16 protein-coding genes are annotated in these 17,947 nt (G+C 39.7%); 3 read left to right on the top strand and 13 right to left on the bottom strand.

Annotation, left to right across the window (positions count from 1 at the left end; genetic code table 11):
* Position 1: 1 nt before the first annotated feature.
* The 3 genes from ACYH0L_RS08085 to ACYH0L_RS08075 are packed head-to-tail and all read right to left on the bottom strand — an operon-like array spanning position 2 to position 2,848.
* Positions 2–553: a P-loop domain-containing protein gene (locus ACYH0L_RS08085; RefSeq protein ID WP_482354450.1), complete on the bottom strand. Its 552-nt coding sequence runs from the start codon at positions 551–553 to the stop codon at positions 2–4.
* A 13-nt stretch (positions 554–566) separates the two neighbouring features.
* A complete protein-coding gene (locus ACYH0L_RS08080; RefSeq protein ID WP_482354449.1) occupies positions 567–1,610 on the bottom strand; it encodes a hypothetical protein in 1,044 nt (347 codons plus the stop codon).
* 5 nt (positions 1,611–1,615) lie between these two features.
* Entirely contained in the window at positions 1,616–2,848 is a 1,233-nt protein-coding gene (locus tag ACYH0L_RS08075) for a methionine adenosyltransferase (RefSeq protein ID WP_256499574.1), read from the bottom strand.
* A 107-nt stretch (positions 2,849–2,955) separates the two neighbouring features.
* Between ACYH0L_RS08075 and ACYH0L_RS08070 the strand changes: the two genes are divergently transcribed.
* The gene (locus ACYH0L_RS08070) at positions 2,956–4,038 is read left to right on the top strand and encodes a serine hydrolase domain-containing protein (RefSeq protein WP_180275451.1); all 1,083 of its coding nucleotides are present in this window, start codon (positions 2,956–2,958) and stop codon (positions 4,036–4,038) included.
* Here ACYH0L_RS08070 and ACYH0L_RS08065 read toward each other — a convergent pair.
* From ACYH0L_RS08065 to ACYH0L_RS08050, 4 genes are read right to left on the bottom strand one after another with little or no spacing between them, the layout of a single operon-like run.
* Complete coding sequence (locus ACYH0L_RS08065) at positions 4,035–5,204, bottom strand: hypothetical protein (protein WP_482354448.1); 1,170 nt, start codon at positions 5,202–5,204, stop codon at positions 4,035–4,037. The two genes, ACYH0L_RS08070 and ACYH0L_RS08065, sit on opposite strands and share 4 nt — an antisense overlap.
* A gap of 23 nt (positions 5,205–5,227) precedes the next feature.
* Complete coding sequence (locus tag ACYH0L_RS08060; protein WP_256499572.1) at positions 5,228–6,373, bottom strand: nucleotidyltransferase domain-containing protein; 1,146 nt, start codon at positions 6,371–6,373, stop codon at positions 5,228–5,230.
* Positions 6,374–6,379: 6 nt separating this feature from the next.
* Positions 6,380–6,958 (bottom strand): CYTH domain-containing protein, encoded by a 579-nt coding sequence (locus tag ACYH0L_RS08055; RefSeq protein WP_256499571.1) that lies wholly within the window; start codon positions 6,956–6,958, stop codon positions 6,380–6,382.
* Positions 6,959–6,977: 19 nt separating this feature from the next.
* Positions 6,978–7,988 carry a hypothetical protein gene (locus ACYH0L_RS08050; protein ID WP_256499570.1) on the bottom strand — a complete coding sequence of 337 codons (1,011 nt, stop codon included), beginning with the start codon at positions 7,986–7,988 and terminating at the stop codon, positions 6,978–6,980.
* Positions 7,989–8,089: 101 nt separating this feature from the next.
* On the opposite strand from ACYH0L_RS08050, the gene ACYH0L_RS08045 reads away from it, so the two are divergent.
* Positions 8,090–8,350 (top strand): acyl carrier protein, encoded by a 261-nt coding sequence (locus ACYH0L_RS08045; RefSeq protein ID WP_099725822.1) that lies wholly within the window; start codon positions 8,090–8,092, stop codon positions 8,348–8,350.
* On the opposite strand, the gene ACYH0L_RS08040 is transcribed toward ACYH0L_RS08045, so the two are convergent.
* The 3 genes from ACYH0L_RS08040 to ACYH0L_RS08030 form a co-directional block, all read right to left on the bottom strand.
* Complete coding sequence (locus ACYH0L_RS08040; protein ID WP_256499569.1) at positions 8,337–10,052, bottom strand: ABC transporter ATP-binding protein; 1,716 nt, start codon at positions 10,050–10,052, stop codon at positions 8,337–8,339. The two genes, ACYH0L_RS08045 and ACYH0L_RS08040, sit on opposite strands and share 14 nt — an antisense overlap.
* Positions 10,049–11,818: an ABC transporter ATP-binding protein gene (locus ACYH0L_RS08035; protein WP_142353652.1), complete on the bottom strand. Its 1,770-nt coding sequence runs from the start codon at positions 11,816–11,818 to the stop codon at positions 10,049–10,051. The genes ACYH0L_RS08040 and ACYH0L_RS08035 overlap by 4 nt, the downstream gene beginning before the upstream one ends.
* Positions 11,819–11,995: 177 nt before the next feature.
* Positions 11,996–12,913: an aminoglycoside phosphotransferase family protein gene (locus ACYH0L_RS08030; RefSeq protein WP_482354447.1), complete on the bottom strand. Its 918-nt coding sequence runs from the start codon at positions 12,911–12,913 to the stop codon at positions 11,996–11,998.
* Between the two features lie 170 nt (positions 12,914–13,083).
* On the opposite strand from ACYH0L_RS08030, the gene ACYH0L_RS08025 reads away from it, so the two are divergent.
* A complete protein-coding gene (locus ACYH0L_RS08025) occupies positions 13,084–13,347 on the top strand; it encodes an acyl carrier protein (protein ID WP_256499567.1) in 264 nt (87 codons plus the stop codon).
* 58 nt (positions 13,348–13,405) lie between these two features.
* Here ACYH0L_RS08025 and ACYH0L_RS08020 read toward each other — a convergent pair whose 3' ends face one another.
* The 3 genes from ACYH0L_RS08020 to pnp all read right to left on the bottom strand — a co-directional run bounded on the left by ACYH0L_RS08020 (position 13,406) and on the right by pnp (position 17,869).
* A complete protein-coding gene (locus ACYH0L_RS08020) occupies positions 13,406–14,638 on the bottom strand; it encodes a M16 family metallopeptidase (protein ID WP_099725827.1) in 1,233 nt (410 codons plus the stop codon).
* A 33-nt stretch (positions 14,639–14,671) separates the two neighbouring features.
* Positions 14,672–15,580, bottom strand: coding sequence for a polysaccharide deacetylase family protein (locus ACYH0L_RS08015; protein ID WP_230030528.1), 909 nt, complete (start codon positions 15,578–15,580; stop codon positions 14,672–14,674).
* A gap of 171 nt (positions 15,581–15,751) precedes the next feature.
* Complete coding sequence (gene pnp, locus ACYH0L_RS08010; protein ID WP_099725829.1) at positions 15,752–17,869, bottom strand: polyribonucleotide nucleotidyltransferase; 2,118 nt, start codon at positions 17,867–17,869, stop codon at positions 15,752–15,754.
* Positions 17,870–17,947 lie beyond the last annotated feature (78 nt).

The raw sequence follows: 17,947 nt of genomic DNA, 5'->3' as shown, positions 1-17,947 counted from the left end.
CTCACCCCTTTTCTTCAAGACGTTTGATTTTCTTGAGCACCTGTTCTACCTCTTCTCGCTTATTGATTCGCAGACATGTCACATGTGATGCTTCCTTTAATTGATGAAAAAGCTTTTCGTTATGATGGAGGACCTCTGGATACACGTGAAAGGCATATGAGAAAAATTGCAGTGCATTGCCAATCCTCTCCCTATTTCCATTCCAAAGCTTCTCTTTTGTGATAAGACGTTTAAGCGTCCTTTTGATGAGACTAGGAAACGTCTGTCTTCTCTTCACATCGAGCCAAATGATCGTATCAGCATATTTAGCCAATATGTGATGAACAGATGAATATTGTCCATCGACAACCCATTTCCTTTGTTTGACAATTTCATGAACGTTTTCAATAAACAGCTTTTTATCTGTCTTGTTCCAGTCTGCTTGCCAGAAAAGGGCATCGAGCTCATAGTGAGGTAAGGATAAGTCCTGTTTCAATCGGCTTGCGAGTGTCGTTTTCCCAGATCCAGGTGGGCCAACAATCCAGATGCGCTGGCTAACTCCTTCTTTACTCAAGTTGTTCCCTCCGTTACAGAACACGTTCATGCTTTTGGATGTCGTTTTTTACTTTTAATAGTAAAGCGAGCGCTTCATCCCAGTTTAGGTTTTCAGTTAATTCAAATACAGGTGTTTCTCTTGTACCACTTGAACTGATGGACACATCTTCACATAATAAATCTAATTCCTCCGCTGAAAAGCCATTTTCCCTTAACAACTGGCCAAAAAGTGTATGTGAAGGTGACAGCCTTTTTCCAGATGTACTAAAATAACGAATCATTCCGGCCATTGCCTCTATAGGACCTGGCGAAAGATGTATGCCGTTAAACCGTGTACACACGTTTGTTATGCCGAACCTTTTTTGCTCTGTGAGCAGCATGTGTTTAAAAGAGCCTTCTCTTGCTTCGTGAGGATCAGTTGCACCAATAAAGTGTTCTCTCATCACCCTCATTGGCTTTTGGGTAAAGCATTCAATGACAATAACAGACCGCCTAGGAGCAGTGAACCAATCAATTTGACAAGGATGGAATGAATTGAGCAGGAGCATCTTTTCTCCGTCCACCTCGGCCTCAATTGCATATGTCCCTGCACCTAACTTATCCACCTTGACATTTCTTGTTAAAAGCTCTAAACCATATGGCGTGAGCTCTTGATACTTTTGTAAAAATTGATGTCCTCCATAAATCAAATGTTCCTTCGTTCTATACTCCGGGTATTTTGTTGACAGCACCTTTTTTGCTGCTTCTGACAATTCGCTCAAACCGTTTCTAGAAATCCGATTGAGCATCCCATATTGATTTTCTAATATTTTCTCTTCTTTCAAATATAAGGATGACAAAACGCGGACGGCCCCTATTTCTACATCATCATCAGCTAATCGGTTCAGTAATTCATCTAGTATTCGATCCAGCTGAACCCCCTGATTGATGTTGGTTAATTCAGGCTTGAGCATGATGAGAACATGATGTTGATTCACATCCTGATGTTTTTTGATTTCATATGGTTGAATTGTCACTGTCAAAGGCTCTTCTGTATTCACACATGCATGGACTGCATCAATGACTTTTTTTTTCATCTTTTTTACCACATTGTAACGCCTTTAAAAATTAAATCCTTTGTGACATCGCCCATTGAATGAACAGCCTTCATGACGAGATTTTCAATTTGCTTTCTTTCATCCTCATCTCCATCCCATTGTTGAATACGGACGGAAATTTCATCAGGGTTATGGAGAGGTGCCTCTTTTGAAGTAAAGATATGCACTTCTGTCGGCTTTTGAATGGTCTCAAAAATTTGATCTGCCAACCTTTGAGCCAGCACTCCGTACAATTTCCCTGTATGATCAAGTGGGTTTTTTCCAGCTGGAGCTTCAATACTCATCGACCGCATTGGCGTGATCAGTCCATTTAGTCTATTCCCCCTGCCAACTACTCCCACATCCCCAGTATCAGCAACAGATCCAAGTGCTGTTAAATATGGACGACCGTTGCGATCGGTTGCGTTTAGCATGAGATCCGGTTTAAGTCCTAACGTTTCATCAATATACTGTGCGATTTGATCCTGACATTCTTTTTTACGGGAAAAATACTCTTCAAGGCTATGAATATCTTTTGCTAAAAAAGGCATATTCACAATGAGTTTGAAGTCTTCATGCCGCCTGCTTCCAAATATTTTCACGTCCCAGCCGGTATCTGGGTTTACCCTTTTGAAATCTGGCCCATTCACATAACGCTCTGTATAAAGAACCAACTTTTCAAGACGGCTTAATGGTGCATGAGCATGTAATAGGTTACAGTCATTTGAAACTAGCTTTGGATCGCCGATCTCAATCATGTCTGTTTCAATCATCGGACGATATCTCGAGTTTTTACGACCAGCCCCTTGATGATCGACGATTCGGCAGTCAATGACGAGATGCTCGTCAGGATCGAATCCTGTTGTCACTTCTGATAACACATCCTTGGCCGCATCAAATAGGATTTTCTTCAGAGGGATTGGCTCTTCGCCGTATGCATACGCTCCTTTTCCAGCAAATACAACTTGATAAGGCTTGACCATCGTTCCTTTCCCATACTGTACATCAGCATCTCCCCCAAGAAGCATCACTTTGTCAAACCAATGATGTGCTACTCTTCCGAAATGCTCCATGCAATATTGAGAATAGTATTGAGAAGCTCTTTCTGCTATGGCATCACACATGGTATCTGGATGCCCTACCCCTTTGCGTTCCACAAGCTCATATGGAATTTGTTCAATATCTTGGCCATCACCTTTTAAAATATCAAGAATTGTTTTTTGAATTGTTTTCATCATCTATCGCCCGCTCTCATTTAAAATATGAAAAGTAATGATAGATCACCTTAATTCCACACGAAATATTTGGTAATATATATATATTCTGTATGAAAGAGGTGTCTATTTTGATCAATGAATTGACCCTGCAACGTTTGCAAGATACAACCACTGACATTAAGAAGTTATTGAATCAACATCAAATTCCCGGCTGCTCCATTTGCATTTCTCATGAAGCTGAACAAATTTGGTCATGGCATGAGGGCCTAGCTGATATGGATAGTGGCACTCCAGTCACAAAAGACACAACCTTTCGAATTGGTTCTGTGACGAAACCTTTTACTGCAATGGTCATGATGAAACTGCGAGATGAAGGGTTGATTCAACTCGATGAACCCATTCATACTTACGAACCTTTACTATCTTTATTAAAAAGTCATGTGTCTGAACCAGTTCCTCTCACTTTTCGTATGATTGCCTCTCATATATCGGGCCTGCCCAAAACACTCGATAAAGCGAGCCATATAAGAGAAATAACATTAGCTGAGTGTATTGACTTGCTCACCATATTCACACCACCTTGGTCTATCATCAATTATTCTAGCCTTGGCTATTCTATTTTAAGTAAAGTACTAGAGAAAGTGAGTGGCCAACCATTTAGAAAGTTAATGCAATCCCGCATTCTAGATCCGCTCCATTTGAAGCAAACTGGGTTTATTGAAACAGCATTCACAGCAAAAGGGTATACAGTTTCTTCATCTGGCTTATCTGATATATCCTATCCAAGTGCTGAAACACCATCTTGGGAAGACGGTTCAAGTGGACTATTCTCTACCGCAGATGATTTGATTCAACTCATCCAAGCTCAATATGGCGGAAGCCGCCTGCTTCATCAGCATTCGTTAAAGGAAATGCAAAGCCCCGTTATGGTTGAAGAAGATTTCAGCAGAGGCGTTGGCCTTTCATGGTTTTTAAGACCTTTCAACGGATTCACCTTAGCTGAACATAGCGGAGAAATTAAAGGATTCACCTCCTATATCGGATTCATCCCAAAACAAAAATTAGGCATTTGCATTCTATTAAACTCTGACGAACGGATCGCAAGGCCGATTGCCGATAGGCTCTTTCAGCTCATGCTGCCAGCAGATAACGAACAGATAAAAAAGCGTGAAGACCGGCTCAAGCGAATGTTTAGACAATCGTCTCTTTAAATTGAACTTGCTTTTTTGTTTAATAAATCTGGAATCGCTTCCTGCAGCTTCCGGGGATCGCCCTCTAAATAAAAACATGGCATATTAAACAAGTGATGGATGAGCTCAGATGCCTTTTGTTCAAGAAAGGTATCTGAAACACTTCGAAGTCCGAGCCAGCCTTTTAAATAATCAGGATCTTCTGGCTCTCTTATATTTGCTAACATAATGTCTTTCGCTTTTTGATCATCTTTTTTTACTGGCACCAGCCTAATCTCACCTGACCCTATTTTGAGTGAGGGGAAAATCACCATATCTACTTTAGTTGAGCTTCGAATGGTTGCTCCCGTCATTTCAGCAGCTTCTTTTGGCGTGATTTCAAACTTACAGCCGCTCGCCCATTTTTCTTTCGCTTCTTCTTCTGTTGAAATGGTTTCATCCCATATTCTTTCATCTTGAGACCTGCTAAATGTTCTATTTTTTAATTCCTGTATGTTCGTTGTTGCCTGGACAGTTCCTACTCCAAGCGCCAAGCACATCGGCCATCCATAAACAGTGAGCTCCTGACCTTCAAGCATAGAAATGGAACGATCATTTGTGATAAAATCTGCTCCTCCATTATGCAAAAACTGCCACATAGTGGTAGACTTCCCTGCACCTTTATCCCCTATAATTAACGCTCCTTTTTTACCTTCTTCAAAAGAGACCGCTGCTGCATGCGTAAAACATCCCCCCTGATTTTCTAGCGTTCTAAGCGCAATTTCTCGAACGATTCGCAGTGGACAGCGTATGGCAGACTCATTTTTGCTTTTTCCGACCACAGCATAGCGCCCTTTATCAACCGCCACACTGTGCGGCTCGTCACCTTCATGTGATGCAAATAAGATGAGATCGTCTGACTTCAATCGTTTGTAAGTAAACTTCCTTTTTGCTGTAATGGTTTCACCCGTTTCGAAGCAATCGCTGCGAATGGATTGTTCGAGCACCGGATCAATGATAAATCGTATGTCAATCTGGGAAGGTAGATCGCCCATATGGCTGACTGGCTCTTTCGGTATATAATGTTCAATATCTTCAATAGCAAGCGATTCGGTTGATAGAATTTGAAAATGAATACCTGCAAACACAAACGATTTTTTATATGGAAACGCTTCCTCGGGCTTTTTAAAGAGCGCCTTTAAATCCATTTAGATTCCTCCTCTTCAATTGACTATTGCCTTTCAGGAAACAGCTGTATAACTGGTTCCTCTTCAAGCTCATCGCGATTATCCAGACTAAAAAAACGATCGACAAATGATTTTTTCCAGGTTTTCAAAGAGCCGAAATCATTTTCACCATAGGCTTCCAAGAACGATTGATCACTCATGTCTAGCTGCGGCATTTGGTCAATATAATTCGTTTGATACAATAAGTCTAAAAAAGTAAACGTGTAAAAAAGTGCTTTTTCAGCCCCTAGTTCTTTCGCTCTTTCTTGCAAGGCATGCCAATCAAGCTGGTTTTGTTCTTCAGCGTACATGACATACTCCCTTACATCACAAAACTTGATCAAATTAAGATCTGCATGTAAGTAGACATACTGTACATTTGTTGCCTCCTTGTATAGGTGGAAAGCAAGATGGATGAGAAAATCTAAAGGTTGAAGCAAATAGGTGTCCGTTTGAAAAAATACTTTTTCTTCTGAAGCATCCAGCAAGGAACTTGTTGCCTGATAGTTTTTTTTGAGCTCAACATCATAAGAAAAATCGACGCGGTGTACCTTCAAAAAGTCTTCTCCGCTCCGTTTAACATGAGAATAGAGATTCCCCGCATTGATTCTCCACATCATTTCTTCTTCACGAGAAATCGGAATTTCCTGATCTGTTGTCCAATCATATTTCCCAATAATAAAACCTTCATTCTTGAGCAATAAAGAAGCACTCTTTCGATCATCTGGATGAATCAAGAAGTCAAGGTCCGACATCATTCGCAGTCCATAATCTTTGTATACAAGCGGTGTTAATATGGCTCCTTTGAGGGGGACCGCTTTCAGCTTTGCCTCTCGAAATATTTGTAAAAGACGCTGGAATTCTTGAAATCTCACCATATTCTTTTGACGATTACCTATATATTGATAGTGAAGCAAAAACTTGTACGTCGTCGTTATGCTTTTTTCGACATCAAGGCGAATCAAATGAGGTGTAATGAGCTGAAGCACCTTATGTCTAGATGCAAGTCCGATAAACTTCGGCATATCTATGCCATCTTTCAATAAGTCTCTAATGGACTCTTCTTCTTGTTCATTTAATTGAATACGTGAGCCAAGTAATAACAGCCTCTGCTCATTTGAGAGAGTCGATTGATCCAAAACAGCCCGCATGCTTGACTACTCCTTCCCGTATAACGATTTAAATCTTGTGATAAATCGAGAACGTTTCCCTTTTCGATTAGCTGGCATGTCCAAATCACCAGTTAGTGTATAAAAGCATTTATCTGCCTCATACGCCTTTTCACTGTCATATTCAATTTCTAATTCATAATCTGTGATCCCAAGATAGCTGCTTTGATCCAAGTCCACTTTTACGCCTGTCTCAATGTAAAAGGTTGTGCGTTCCGTTACTAATAACCCTAATAATTCTGGATGTTGAGTGAATGTAAAAGGCAGAGACGTTAATAGGTTCTTTAAATCTAACTTTTGAGGTAAATCATCAACAGGAAATGAAGTTTCTTCTCTTATTCTTTTATATCCAGACGTTTGACTGGGACTTTTTATCTCAAGTGTTAGTTTATCGCCGATTTGACGGATACGTATCGTATAGCCAAATCGCTTAAATAAAAAATCTGGGGTGTCGTAGTAGTAATTGAAGTTAAGTATATGAGTAGGTTGATGATTTCGACTTAACATGTCGTGTATGTGTTGAAAATCTATCCGTGACAGCAAATATTTATACTCCTGCTCAACCATGATTCACCTCCAAAAAGACTTAAACCACAATGTCAGATTGTTCAAGAAGCTGTTGAAGTAAGGCCGTTCCTTTCTCTAAAGAAGTAAATGCCTGCTTTAATGAATAACAAGGGATCTTTTTCGCAAGTGTGTCAAGAAATGGTTCTAACTCTTGAGCTGTCGGCAATGTGAAATAAGGTAGTAAGAACTCGTTATGTCTTCCAGGATTGATGACCGCATGCTGCTTCAGGCGCTCAGCTGCCTCTTGTGGAGTGATTTTAGAAAGCGCTGCACCAGTTTGTCCGTGAGGTAAAAATTCAGGAAACACGATCACATCGATTTTCCCCTTTGTTTTCACTTCACGTGCAAACCATTTTTCTAATTCCTCTGGATATACAAAATGATATTTCTTATCATCTTGATTAAATGGATGACTCGATGTTTGAAGCCTGTATTGAGTATCGAGCGCTTCGATTGCTTCAAATGAATCTTTCCGAATACTCATTGATCTCGGCCATCCAGTTCCTGTGTACTGATTGTCCTTGTATTCAATACCTATGTCATCGTTTGTTATATAACGGGCATCGGTTAAGGCTAACAAGGATAAAATTGTGGACGTTTTCCCCGCTCTAGACCCACCTATCAGTGCAACACCTTTATGATTCATCTCCATTATGCCGCCGTGCAAATAGATGAGTCCCTTTTGATAACACATAAGACGAAGCAGAACTCTTATTAGCCGTAATGCGTGTTGCGTCACCCACCGCACATCCTTTGGCTCGTCTATGACGATCACTTTTTTCTCTCCGTCATAAAGGTAGCGGCAGCGCGGTTCCATCTTGGTTTCGTAAAATACTTCATCAAGTGTCATTTCCTTTTGAATTTTTTGTGCGTATTCACCTGTTAAAATCGTCCAAATTCCTTCATGTGTCCCTGTTGTTTTGTTGCAATCAATATAGGGATGAACTTTACTTATGACTAGATTCTGTATTGATTCATCTGCGCCTAATACTACACGAACACCTTTTTTCTGATAGCTTACATATGACAATGAATGCAACCCCTTATCATAGATTTGTAAAAACAATTGCATTTTTTTCCTGAATCAACCAAAATGTAGAGTATATCGATCTCTTAGAAAGGAGCCACGACATGAATGAACAGACATTAACAGCAGTTGAAGAAAAGATTGTCGAGCTGGTGATGAATAAGTTGTCACTCACTGAGCAGCCAAGTCGAGATGATAGTTTAAAAGCTTTAGGATTAAATTCTGTACAAATCGTCTCTTTTGTTATTTCACTTGAGGATACCTTTCATGTTGCGTTTGAAGACGAAGAACTACACCCAGACCACTTCCGCACCTTAGATCGACTCTTTACTTTGGTTAAAAACAAACTAACTAAGACGCTGTAATGACTTGCGCCATAAATAAAGAGCGGTAATGCGAGGAGGCTTCCATCAGCTCCTCGTGGGTGCCGCAGCTTTGAACAACACCATCCTCCAGTACATAGATCATATCTGCATTTTGTATGGTCGATAACCTGTGCGCAATGACCAGCATGGTGTTTCCCCCTTGAGCATCGTCGATTCCTTTTTGCACCATCCTTTCTGTCTGCCGATCAAGTGCGGATGTCGCTTCATCTAATATCAGTAAATCAGCTTGTTTTAGAAGAGCTCTTGCGATAGCTAAACGCTGTCTTTGTCCGCCTGATAGGGAAATCCCTCTCTCTCCAATCACTGTATCAAACCCTTTTTCAAGCCCTTTTATGAAGGAAAGAATTTGCGCAATCTCACAAACTTGTTCAAGTTGCTCATTAGTAATATCTGTTAATCCCATGATTAAGTTCATACGTATAGAATCCGGAAAAAAATAGGGCTCTTGGGGCACAACTGCTACTCGTTTTAAAAAGTGGGATGCCTCGATGTCTGTTAGATCGACTCCATTCACTAGAACCTTCCCACTATCTGGTCTATAGAGTCCTACAGCCAACTTTGAAATGGTCGATTTCCCGCTGCCGCTCGCACCAACAATGGCGACTTTCTTCCCCTTTGGAATATGAAGGTTCAGCCTGTCTAAAGCCCCCTTTGCTGTCTGTTCATAAGAGAAACAAACCTCTTCAAACAGTATATCTTCAACATCATCTATACGTTTTGTTCCTTTTGATTCACTTTCCACATGCAACACTTCTCTGATTCGATGAATCGATGCACGCTGGTGAAAAAATTCAAAAACATACTGAAATAATTCCTGATAACTCTTCATTAATTGAGATGCATATTGATAAATGACGACAAATAAACCGATTGACATTTTTCCTGCTGCTACTTGATACGTTCCAAACAAAAGCACAGACAATATGCCTAACCATTTCAATGGTTCTGTCAAAAAAAGAAGCTTATTTTGAAACTTACCTTCTTTCATCACGCTATCCATCATTTTGTTGAATAGCTTTTCATACAAACTGATCTCCCATTTGCGCCGGTCAAATGCCACAATCTCTCTTGTAGAAGAAATACCTTCTTCAACATGCACAAATAAATCTGACTTTCTCTCCTGCACATCTTTTGCTATGATTGTTGCCTTTTTCGCCATTGTTTTACCAACAATGAAATAACAAGTGCTTGCAAAAAGAAGCAGGAAAAATAATATAGGACTCACAGATAGTAAAATGAGTGATAAAACAACAGCCATGAAAATGGTTTGGACGATTTTCGGTATATGTAAAGCAGCAGTGACAGCGACTGTCTTTACATCTTGATTGAGCTTGTGTAAATAAAAACTAACAGGATGTTTTTTATAGCTTCTCATCGATACTTGCTGAAGCTGATCCATCATCTTTTTTTGCAATGAATGGTGAATAGAAAGGTAGTTTTTATGCATTACATATGGGCTGACAACAAACATCACAACATATACGAAGAAGACAATGGCAAACAGCATTAAGATATGACGGAATTGTTCACCGCCATTACTCAAAAGAACATCGTCAATCAGCCACTTTTGGAGCCCAATCATTGCTAAATTCGCTGCAGCCTCTATCAAAACAAATAAAAGGGCGAGGAAGAGCATCCATTTTTGTCTTGCGATCAAAAGAAACAGCCAGTTTTTTTTCATGTTACACCTGCCTCCTTTTCTGATCGGTCAGACGCTAATTGGTAAAAATGACCCTTTTTCCTCATCAATTCGTTAAAATGTCCGGCCTCTAATATACAACCATCTTTTATGAAGATAATTCTGTCAAAATGTCTCACTGTTGATAGCCGATGAGCAATTGCAATGACAGTGGACTCTTTGAATGTTTGATGCAATGCCTGCTGAACTTTTTGCTCGCTGACACTGTCAAGAGATGCTGTTGCTTCGTCGAGCAAGACAATGCTTGGATTCTTAGCAAATAGTCTAGCAATAGCTATCTTTTGTTTTTGACCGCCAGAAAGTTTTAATCCCCTTTCCCCAAGTATGGTGTCATATCCATGTTCTAGTTCTCTTATAAATGAATCGCAATCAGCTTTTTTAGCAGCTTCAACGAGTTGTTGATCTGTAAGACTCGTATCTCCAAAGCGAATATTGTCTTTTACACTCATATTGAATAAAAATGTTTCTTGAAAGACAAACCCCATCGCAGCTCTTATTTGACTAGTTGGTAAACGGCGCAAATCAATTCCATCAATTGTAATGACCCCAGATGCAGGGTCATAAAAGCGACCAATTAGTTTGAGAAATGAAGTTTTCCCTCCCCCGCTCGTACCGACAAGCGCCACTTTTTCACCACGTCGAATATGTAGATTCATCCCTTTTAATAAAGGCGGATGATTTGGATAGTGAAAATCGATGTCATGAAACACGATATCGCCTTTCACCTGTTCAAGCAGAATCGGCTGCTGAGGTTCTCTAATATCAGGTGTTTTTTTCATAAAATGATATAACGGTTCAATTTGAAAGGTTAAGATTCGTTGTTCTGTTAAAAGTGTGACAATGGAAGTGAGCATATGCATTGCAGAAAAATAATATAGTATATATGCCACAAAACCGCCTGTTGTCAGCTGGCCATTTTTCACAAGGTAGATACCGACACCAAAAGTAGCAAGAGCGCCAATATAATATGTGAGACGGCGGTTGCTTCCTCGTAAATAGGCGAAAAAAACATTTTTTTCATGATCTTGTCTTACCTGTTCATGAAGTTTTTGAATCCGCTTCATATCCCAATTCATATAGCCTAATATTCTAAGCTCTTCCATCGAAGCAAGACTTTCGTATAATTTTGTTTGCAGCGTGCGAAAACCTTCAGCACTTTGTCTGCCATAGACGGTTGCCTTTTTTTCAAGCCATGGTCCAAAGATATAGTAGAGAATAAAACTTGGAATGATGATAAGTGTGAGTAAGATAGAAATTTGTATCATAAAGTAGAGTGAGATGGCGATAAATAATGTTTGATTGATAAATTGTGGGAAGTATCGTCTGTAAATTTCTTGTACAGCTCGTGTTTGTGTGTTCACAAAGGAGAGTGTTTCACTAACAGAATGTTGTTCGTAGTATGAGAAACCGAGTTGACGGATTTGCTGGAAGGCAGCAAATTGTGAATCTCTTGAGGCTTGTTCAATTAATTTTCTTTGCCATAAATTACGTGCGGCTGTCAGTATAATACCAAAAGTAATCAGGCCTGTTAGCCCTAGCAATAATCCATTCATTTTTGAAAAGTCTCTTGATGGCAAAATTGTCTCAATAAAATATTGAATAAATTTCGGTATAATGAGTTCGCTCAAGGTAATGATGAAACCACTCATCATGACTAGTATAACTTTACCTTTATAAGGTTTTAAGAATGAAAGTGTCCATAAATAGACATGCCATAACTGCTTTGAATCCTTATCGATTTGTTTCAATCCATCACCAGCCTTTTGCTCTTTTTCAACAAAAAACGGAATTTTTTTACATGTTTTTTGATCCTTGTTTGGATTATATAAAATGTTTTTACTGATGACAATGTGTAATTTGTATCATTATAACAAAAAAGGCAGTGACTTCCACCACTGCCTAATTGTCCTATAATTCACTGTGATCTAGCGATATGGTGCATACCAATGTGGTTCCATTTGATAAAAATATTCATGATCTTTTAACACATTTTCTAGTCTTTCAATCATCTCATCCATTTGACCTGGGTCAAATTTAATGACCCACATAATCGATGAAAAGATACTCATTGCGACATAAACAGAATAAAGAAGCCAAAAATCATCTGGCACTTTGTCATCAAAATAGCCATTGATTTGACCAGCCGAAAAGGCCTGGCTTGTTTCTCTGCTGAAAAGGGCTACTTTATAAAAATCGTGAATGGGATCTCCCCAATCAAAATTGTTAAAATCGATGACACCTGCATATTTATTTTTCTTGATAATAATATTACCTAAATGAAAATCATCATGCTGAAATTGGTTAGGTCTGTTTTTGACAACATCTATATGCTCGGCAATAAATCGAGCAACTTTTTCATCCCCTTCTAGGGAAATACCACTTGCTCGGTAAGCCTCTAAATACCGATGATGTTTTTTGATCACACGATCTTCCCAAGGTTCGATATTTGATGGTGCCGGATATTTGTGCATGTTTCTTAAATCCCTTCCAGCACTTACCCCAATCGCATACTGCTTTTCTTCTGTTAATTGAGTTATGATTTCTTTTGCTTCTTGACCTTCTACAAACGATAAAATATAGTAAACTAGCTGCTTTTCTTCTAAGTAACCCATATTGACTGGGGCAGCACACTGAACCCCGAGATGTTTTAATTTAGCAAGCAACTCAAACTGAGTCTTTATTTTCTCATATTGGTCTTGATCTGTGAATCGAAGGACGTATTTTTCACCTGATGACATTGTCACGATCCATTTATGATCCCGGGAATAACCTTTATCAATTTGGTCTATGGAGACCGCTTTTTTTAATAAGGGAATGTGCTGCGCAAGGTCTTTTTTATTCATCTATTGATCAATCCTTCCCAGTCTCTTTTCTTCTCACTCTACCAAATAGTTCTTTTGAAGAAAATGATCAACAATTCCTATTTGTGTAGAAACTGCTTTACAATGTTTTTCCATTCTAATATAGTTAATTTATGTAAATGATAGAAAATTTGTAAAAAGGAGCGTTGCAGATGAATGAAACGACGGATATCCTTTCACTATCAAGTCAAGTTAAAGATTTGGTCCTGCGTTCTTTGGACAATGAAAGCAAGATTTCTATTGGTACAGACGAAGAGTTAACGAATCACGGTCTCGATTCGATCAAAGCAGTTTCTCTCATTTTGGAACTAGAAGAGGTTTTTGATATTCAATTTGCAGATGAAGAATTATTGACAGATAATTTTTCGACAATCAATAAAATTGTCCAGCAGCTTCAAAACAAATTAGCTAATTAATCTTTACAATTTTGGACATAAAAAACGGCATCTCTTCAAAAGACATGCCGTTTTTCGTTTATACAGAAGGAACATCACCTGTCGGACTAATAAGCGAGAGCGCATAATCTTCTGTAAAGATTCGTTTAGATAGGTTATTCACGCCGTCTAATGTGACGTGATTGATTTCATCAATAATTTCATCGAGCGTACGATGTTTGCCAAGGAGCAATTCATTTTTACCATTTCGGCTCATCTTGCTGTTTGTGCTTTCAAGACTGAGCATGAGGTTGCCTTTCATTTGCTCCTTAGAATTTTCAAGTTCTTTCTGCGTGATTCCCTCACGTTTTAAGACGTCTAATGTTTGTAAAATGGTTTCAGAGAGCAGGTTTAATTGTTTCGCTCCAGTCCCGCCATAGATCGTCAGCATGCCGTTATCTGCAAATGAACTGTGATAGCTGAATACGGAATAAGCAAGCCCTTTGTCTTCTCTTACATCTTGGAACAAACGGCTGCTCATGCTTCCGCCAAGAACATTATTTAAGACGATTAAGTCATAGATGCCTTTATCTCCAGCAGGAAGACCATTAAAGCCCATGCATAGATGTGCCTGTTCAGTTTCTTTTTTGCGAGTGAGCTTATCATAATGAAATTGCGGAGCTTCTACAGGCTGCTTTTTCCCTTTCCCTTCATAAGAGCCGAACAATTTTTCAACCTCGCGAATGAAGGTGTCATCTACATTCCCTGCAACTGAGATAACGACGCGATCCGGCGTGTAGAATTCATCCATATATGCTCTAAGGGAATCACCATTAAAGGTAGAGAGTGTTTCCTCTGTTCCTAAAATCGGGTACCCTAATGAATGCTCACCGTAAATGGCTTTGCCTAACAAATCATGAACGATATCATCAGGTGTATCCTCATACATTTTAATTTCTTCATAAACAACATTTTTTTCTTTTTTCAGCTCATTTTCATCAAAAGCGGAATGAAAGAACATGTCGCTTAATACATCGAGGGCGTAACCAGCATGTGAATCAAGCACCTTTGCATAGTAACAAGTGTATTCTTTTGACGTAAAGGCATTCACTTGACCACCAATGCGGTCAAAAGATTCTGCGATATCACGTGCAGATCTCGTCTTTGTTCCTTTAAAGAACATATGCTCTAAAAAGTGTGAGATCCCGTTAATTTCTGGTGTCTCATGTCTAGAACCTGTTCCAATCCAGACGCCAATTGCGACAGATCTCACAGTGGGATTGTTTTCAAGTACAATTCTTACTCCGTTTTGGCATGTATACGTTTTGACCAAGTTTTGCTCCTCCTATTCAACAAACAGATCGCATCACGGATGTCTTTTTTCACTTAGGAGGTCAGAAACCGTTCCTAATTCATATCCTCTTTCCTTGATTTGAGTGATAAGTGCGTCAAGACTTTTCGCCGTTGCATCTGTTGGATGCATTAATATCATCGCCCCATTGTGAATTTTCCCAAGAACCCGTTTTTGTAAAATGTCTGGTGACGGTTTTTGCCAGTCAATGGTGTCTACCGTCCACATGATGGTTTCCATTCCTTCTTTTGCGGCAAGCTTCACTGTTTCTTCTTTAAAGCTACCGCTTGGAGGGGCAAACCACTTCGGTTTTTTTCCAAGGGATTCTTCAATTTGACGATTTGTTTTGGTAATCTGCTCTAATGCTCGTTCTCTTGTCAGTGTGCGCATATCCGGGTGATTGTATGAATGATTTCCAATTTCATGACCATCTGCCACGATTTTTTTGGCAAGGTTTGTGCTCTTTTTCACCCATTTGCCTTCTAAGAAAAAGGTCGCCTTCACCTGATGCTTTTCTAGCGTATTCAACATCTTTGTCAAATGCTCGTCACCCCAAGCCACATTGATGAGGAATGCATTCATTTTTTTATTTGGATGCCCCTTATAAATGGGCTCAGCACCAAGTTCCTGTAAATGAATAGATGGTTTTGTTTCATTGAAAACAAGCAGCTTTTCATCGAATGTCCCAAGCTTCTTCATTTTTTCATAAGAAGCATCGATATCAACAGTCTGTCCATTTAAACCAGGCATCTTTTTCCACACTTTATCAATCTTAGCATTTTGCGCCTTTACTTCATAGTCAGAAGACTTCGATTCAATCTCTTGATACAAAATATCTTTCGAAACAGATGCAACCTCAGCATGCTCTTTCATTGATTCAATATATGTGACAGCAGCCGGCTGCTTCATCGTTTGATATGACATGAGCAGTAAAAATACAAACACAATGATTGGTACCGTTTTTTTCAATGGTTGTCCCTCCCCTTTACCACAAATTATGATGGGGAGAAACAAGCTAGAACTAATGTTACCCGCAAGAAAAGAAAGAAGCCTGGCACGAATACCTGGCTTCTAACACATTTTATTTGTTCTCACTTAAGACTGCTCTTCTTCTTTTTCCTTTTCTTCACGTAAAACAGCTTTGCGAGAAAGGTTCACTCGGCCTTGTTTATCGATTTCAGTGACTTTGACGAGTAATTCGTCGCCAATCTTCACGACATCTTCTACTTTGCCAACACGCTCAAGCGCAAGCTCAGAAATATGAACAAGTCCATCTTTTCCGCTGAAGATTTCAAGGAAAGCACCGAATTTTTCAATGCGTTTTACTTTACCTAAGTAAAGCTGACCTACTTCAACTTCTCTGACAAGATCTTCAATGATTTTCTTCGCTTTTTGGTTCATGTCTTCTTCTGTAGAAGAAATAAAGATTGTACCGTCTTGTTCGATATCAATTTTCACACCGGTATCTTCAATGATTTTATTGATTTGTTTACCGCTCGGTCCAATGACATCGCGAATTTTATCAGGATTGATATTCATCGTTAGGATTTTTGGTGCATAACGTGACAATTCTCCTCTAGAAGCTGGAATCGTTGACAGCATGCTATCTAAAATTTCCATTCTTCCTTTTTTCGCTTGTTGAAGAGCTTCTTCTAAGATGTCCTTTGATAGACCATCGATTTTAATGTCCATTTGAAGCGCTGTTACACCTTTTGATGTACCTGCTACTTTAAAGTCCATATCTCCAAGTGCATCTTCCATTCCTTGAATGTCTGTCAGCACCGTGTAGTAATCACCAGATTTAACAAGTCCCATGGCAATCCCAGCAACTGGGGCTTTAATTGGAACACCTGCATCCATCATTGCAAGTGTGCTTGCGCAAATACTTGCTTGTGATGTAGATCCGTTTGATTCTAATACCTCTGAAACAAGACGTACCGTATAAGGGAAATCTTTTTCGGATGGGATCACTGGTTCTAATGCACGTTCACCTAGTGCACCATGTCCGATCTCACGGCGACCTGGGCCGCGCATTGGGCCTGTCTCACCAACACTGAATTGCGGGAAGTTGTAATGGTGCATGAAGCGTTTAGATTCTTCAACACCTAGACCATCAAGAATCTGTACATCGCCAAGTGCACCTAATGTACAAATGCTGAGCGCCTGTGTTTGCCCTCTCGTAAATAATCCTGAACCGTGCGTTCTTGGCAGAAGTCCTACTTCTGAAGAAAGTGGCCGAATTTGATCTACACCGCGTCCATCTGGACGTACTTTCTCTTCAGTGATCAGGCGGCGAACTTCGTTTTTGACAAGCTTATTTAGTACATCCTTCGCTTGTTTGACCGTCGCTTCGCCACGCTCTTCTTCTTCAAATTTTTCAACAACAGCTTTTTTCACAGCACTGATCGCATCTTCACGAGCATGCTTCTCATGTACTTGAATCGCTTTCAGCAGATCAGCTTCAGCAAGTTCTTTTACTTCTTCTGCTAACGTTTGATCCACTTCATATAAAGGAATATCGATTTTTTCTTTACCGACTGCCTTGACAATTTCTTCTTGGAATTCGATTAAGCGTTTGATCTCTTGATGACCGTACATGATGGCTTCAAGCATCGTTTCTTCTGGCACTTCATCTGCACCAGCCTCTACCATGTTGATCGCATCTTTTGTTCCAGCCACAACAAGGTTGATGTCGCTTTGTTCAAGCTGATCAACATTTGGGTTGATGATCAGTTTTCCATCAACTCGTCCTACTGTAACGCCAGCGATTGGTCCCTCAAATGGAATGTCAGACACACATAATGCTAAAGATGAGCCAAACATTGCAGCCATTTCAGATGAACAATTTTGATCCACACTCATGACAATACTAATGACCTGTACTTCGTTTCTAAATCCATCTGCAAATAATGGACGAATTGGTCTGTCTATTAAGCGGCTCGCAAGGATTGCCTTTTCACTTGGGCGTCCTTCTCTTTTAATGAAGCCACCAGGAATTTTACCTACTGCATATAATCTTTCTTCGTAGTTCACAGTGAGCGGGAAAAAATCAAGCGGTTTAGGTTCTTTAGAAGCGGTTGCTGAGCTAAGCACAGCCGTATCCCCGTAGCGTACGAGGACCGCTCCGTTTGCTTGCTTTGCAAGCTGGCCAGTTTCAACTGTCAGTTGACGTCCAGCCCAGTCTATGGTGAAGACATGTTTCTCTTGTCCCATTCTGAGAAAAACTCCTCTCTTGTCGTAAAGTTTTAGGTTATTTCTTATTATGAACAAAATGATTTTCACATATCAATG

The sequence above is a fragment of the Bacillus sp. MC1252 genome (assembly GCF_056838025.1).
The sequence above is the reverse complement of the archived record's forward strand: the minus strand, read 5'-3'. Positions and strand labels throughout refer to the sequence as shown.

Excerpts from the sequence above, each read along its gene's own strand:
- ACYH0L_RS08080 (WP_482354449.1), bottom strand. The coding sequence starts at position 1,610 with ATGAAAAAAAAAGTCATTGATGCAGTCCATGCATGTGTGAATACAGAA.
- ACYH0L_RS08075 (WP_256499574.1), bottom strand. The coding sequence starts at position 2,848 with ATGATGAAAACAATTCAAAAAACAATTCTTGATATTTTAAAAGGTGAT.
- ACYH0L_RS08065 (WP_482354448.1), bottom strand. The coding sequence starts at position 5,204 with ATGGATTTAAAGGCGCTCTTTAAAAAGCCCGAGGAAGCGTTTCCATAT.
- ACYH0L_RS08060 (WP_256499572.1), bottom strand. The coding sequence starts at position 6,373 with ATGCGGGCTGTTTTGGATCAATCGACTCTCTCAAATGAGCAGAGGCTG.
- ACYH0L_RS08055 (WP_256499571.1), bottom strand. The coding sequence starts at position 6,958 with ATGGTTGAGCAGGAGTATAAATATTTGCTGTCACGGATAGATTTTCAA.
- ACYH0L_RS08045 (WP_099725822.1), top strand. The coding sequence starts at position 8,090 with ATGAATGAACAGACATTAACAGCAGTTGAAGAAAAGATTGTCGAGCTG.
- ACYH0L_RS08040 (WP_256499569.1), bottom strand. The coding sequence starts at position 10,052 with ATGAAAAAAAACTGGCTGTTTCTTTTGATCGCAAGACAAAAATGGATG.
- ACYH0L_RS08030 (WP_482354447.1), bottom strand. The coding sequence starts at position 12,913 with ATGAATAAAAAAGACCTTGCGCAGCACATTCCCTTATTAAAAAAAGCG.
- ACYH0L_RS08025 (WP_256499567.1), top strand. The coding sequence starts at position 13,084 with ATGAATGAAACGACGGATATCCTTTCACTATCAAGTCAAGTTAAAGAT.
- ACYH0L_RS08015 (WP_230030528.1), bottom strand. The coding sequence starts at position 15,580 with ATGTCATATCAAACGATGAAGCAGCCGGCTGCTGTCACATATATTGAA.
- pnp (WP_099725829.1), bottom strand. The coding sequence starts at position 17,869 with ATGGGACAAGAGAAACATGTCTTCACCATAGACTGGGCTGGACGTCAA.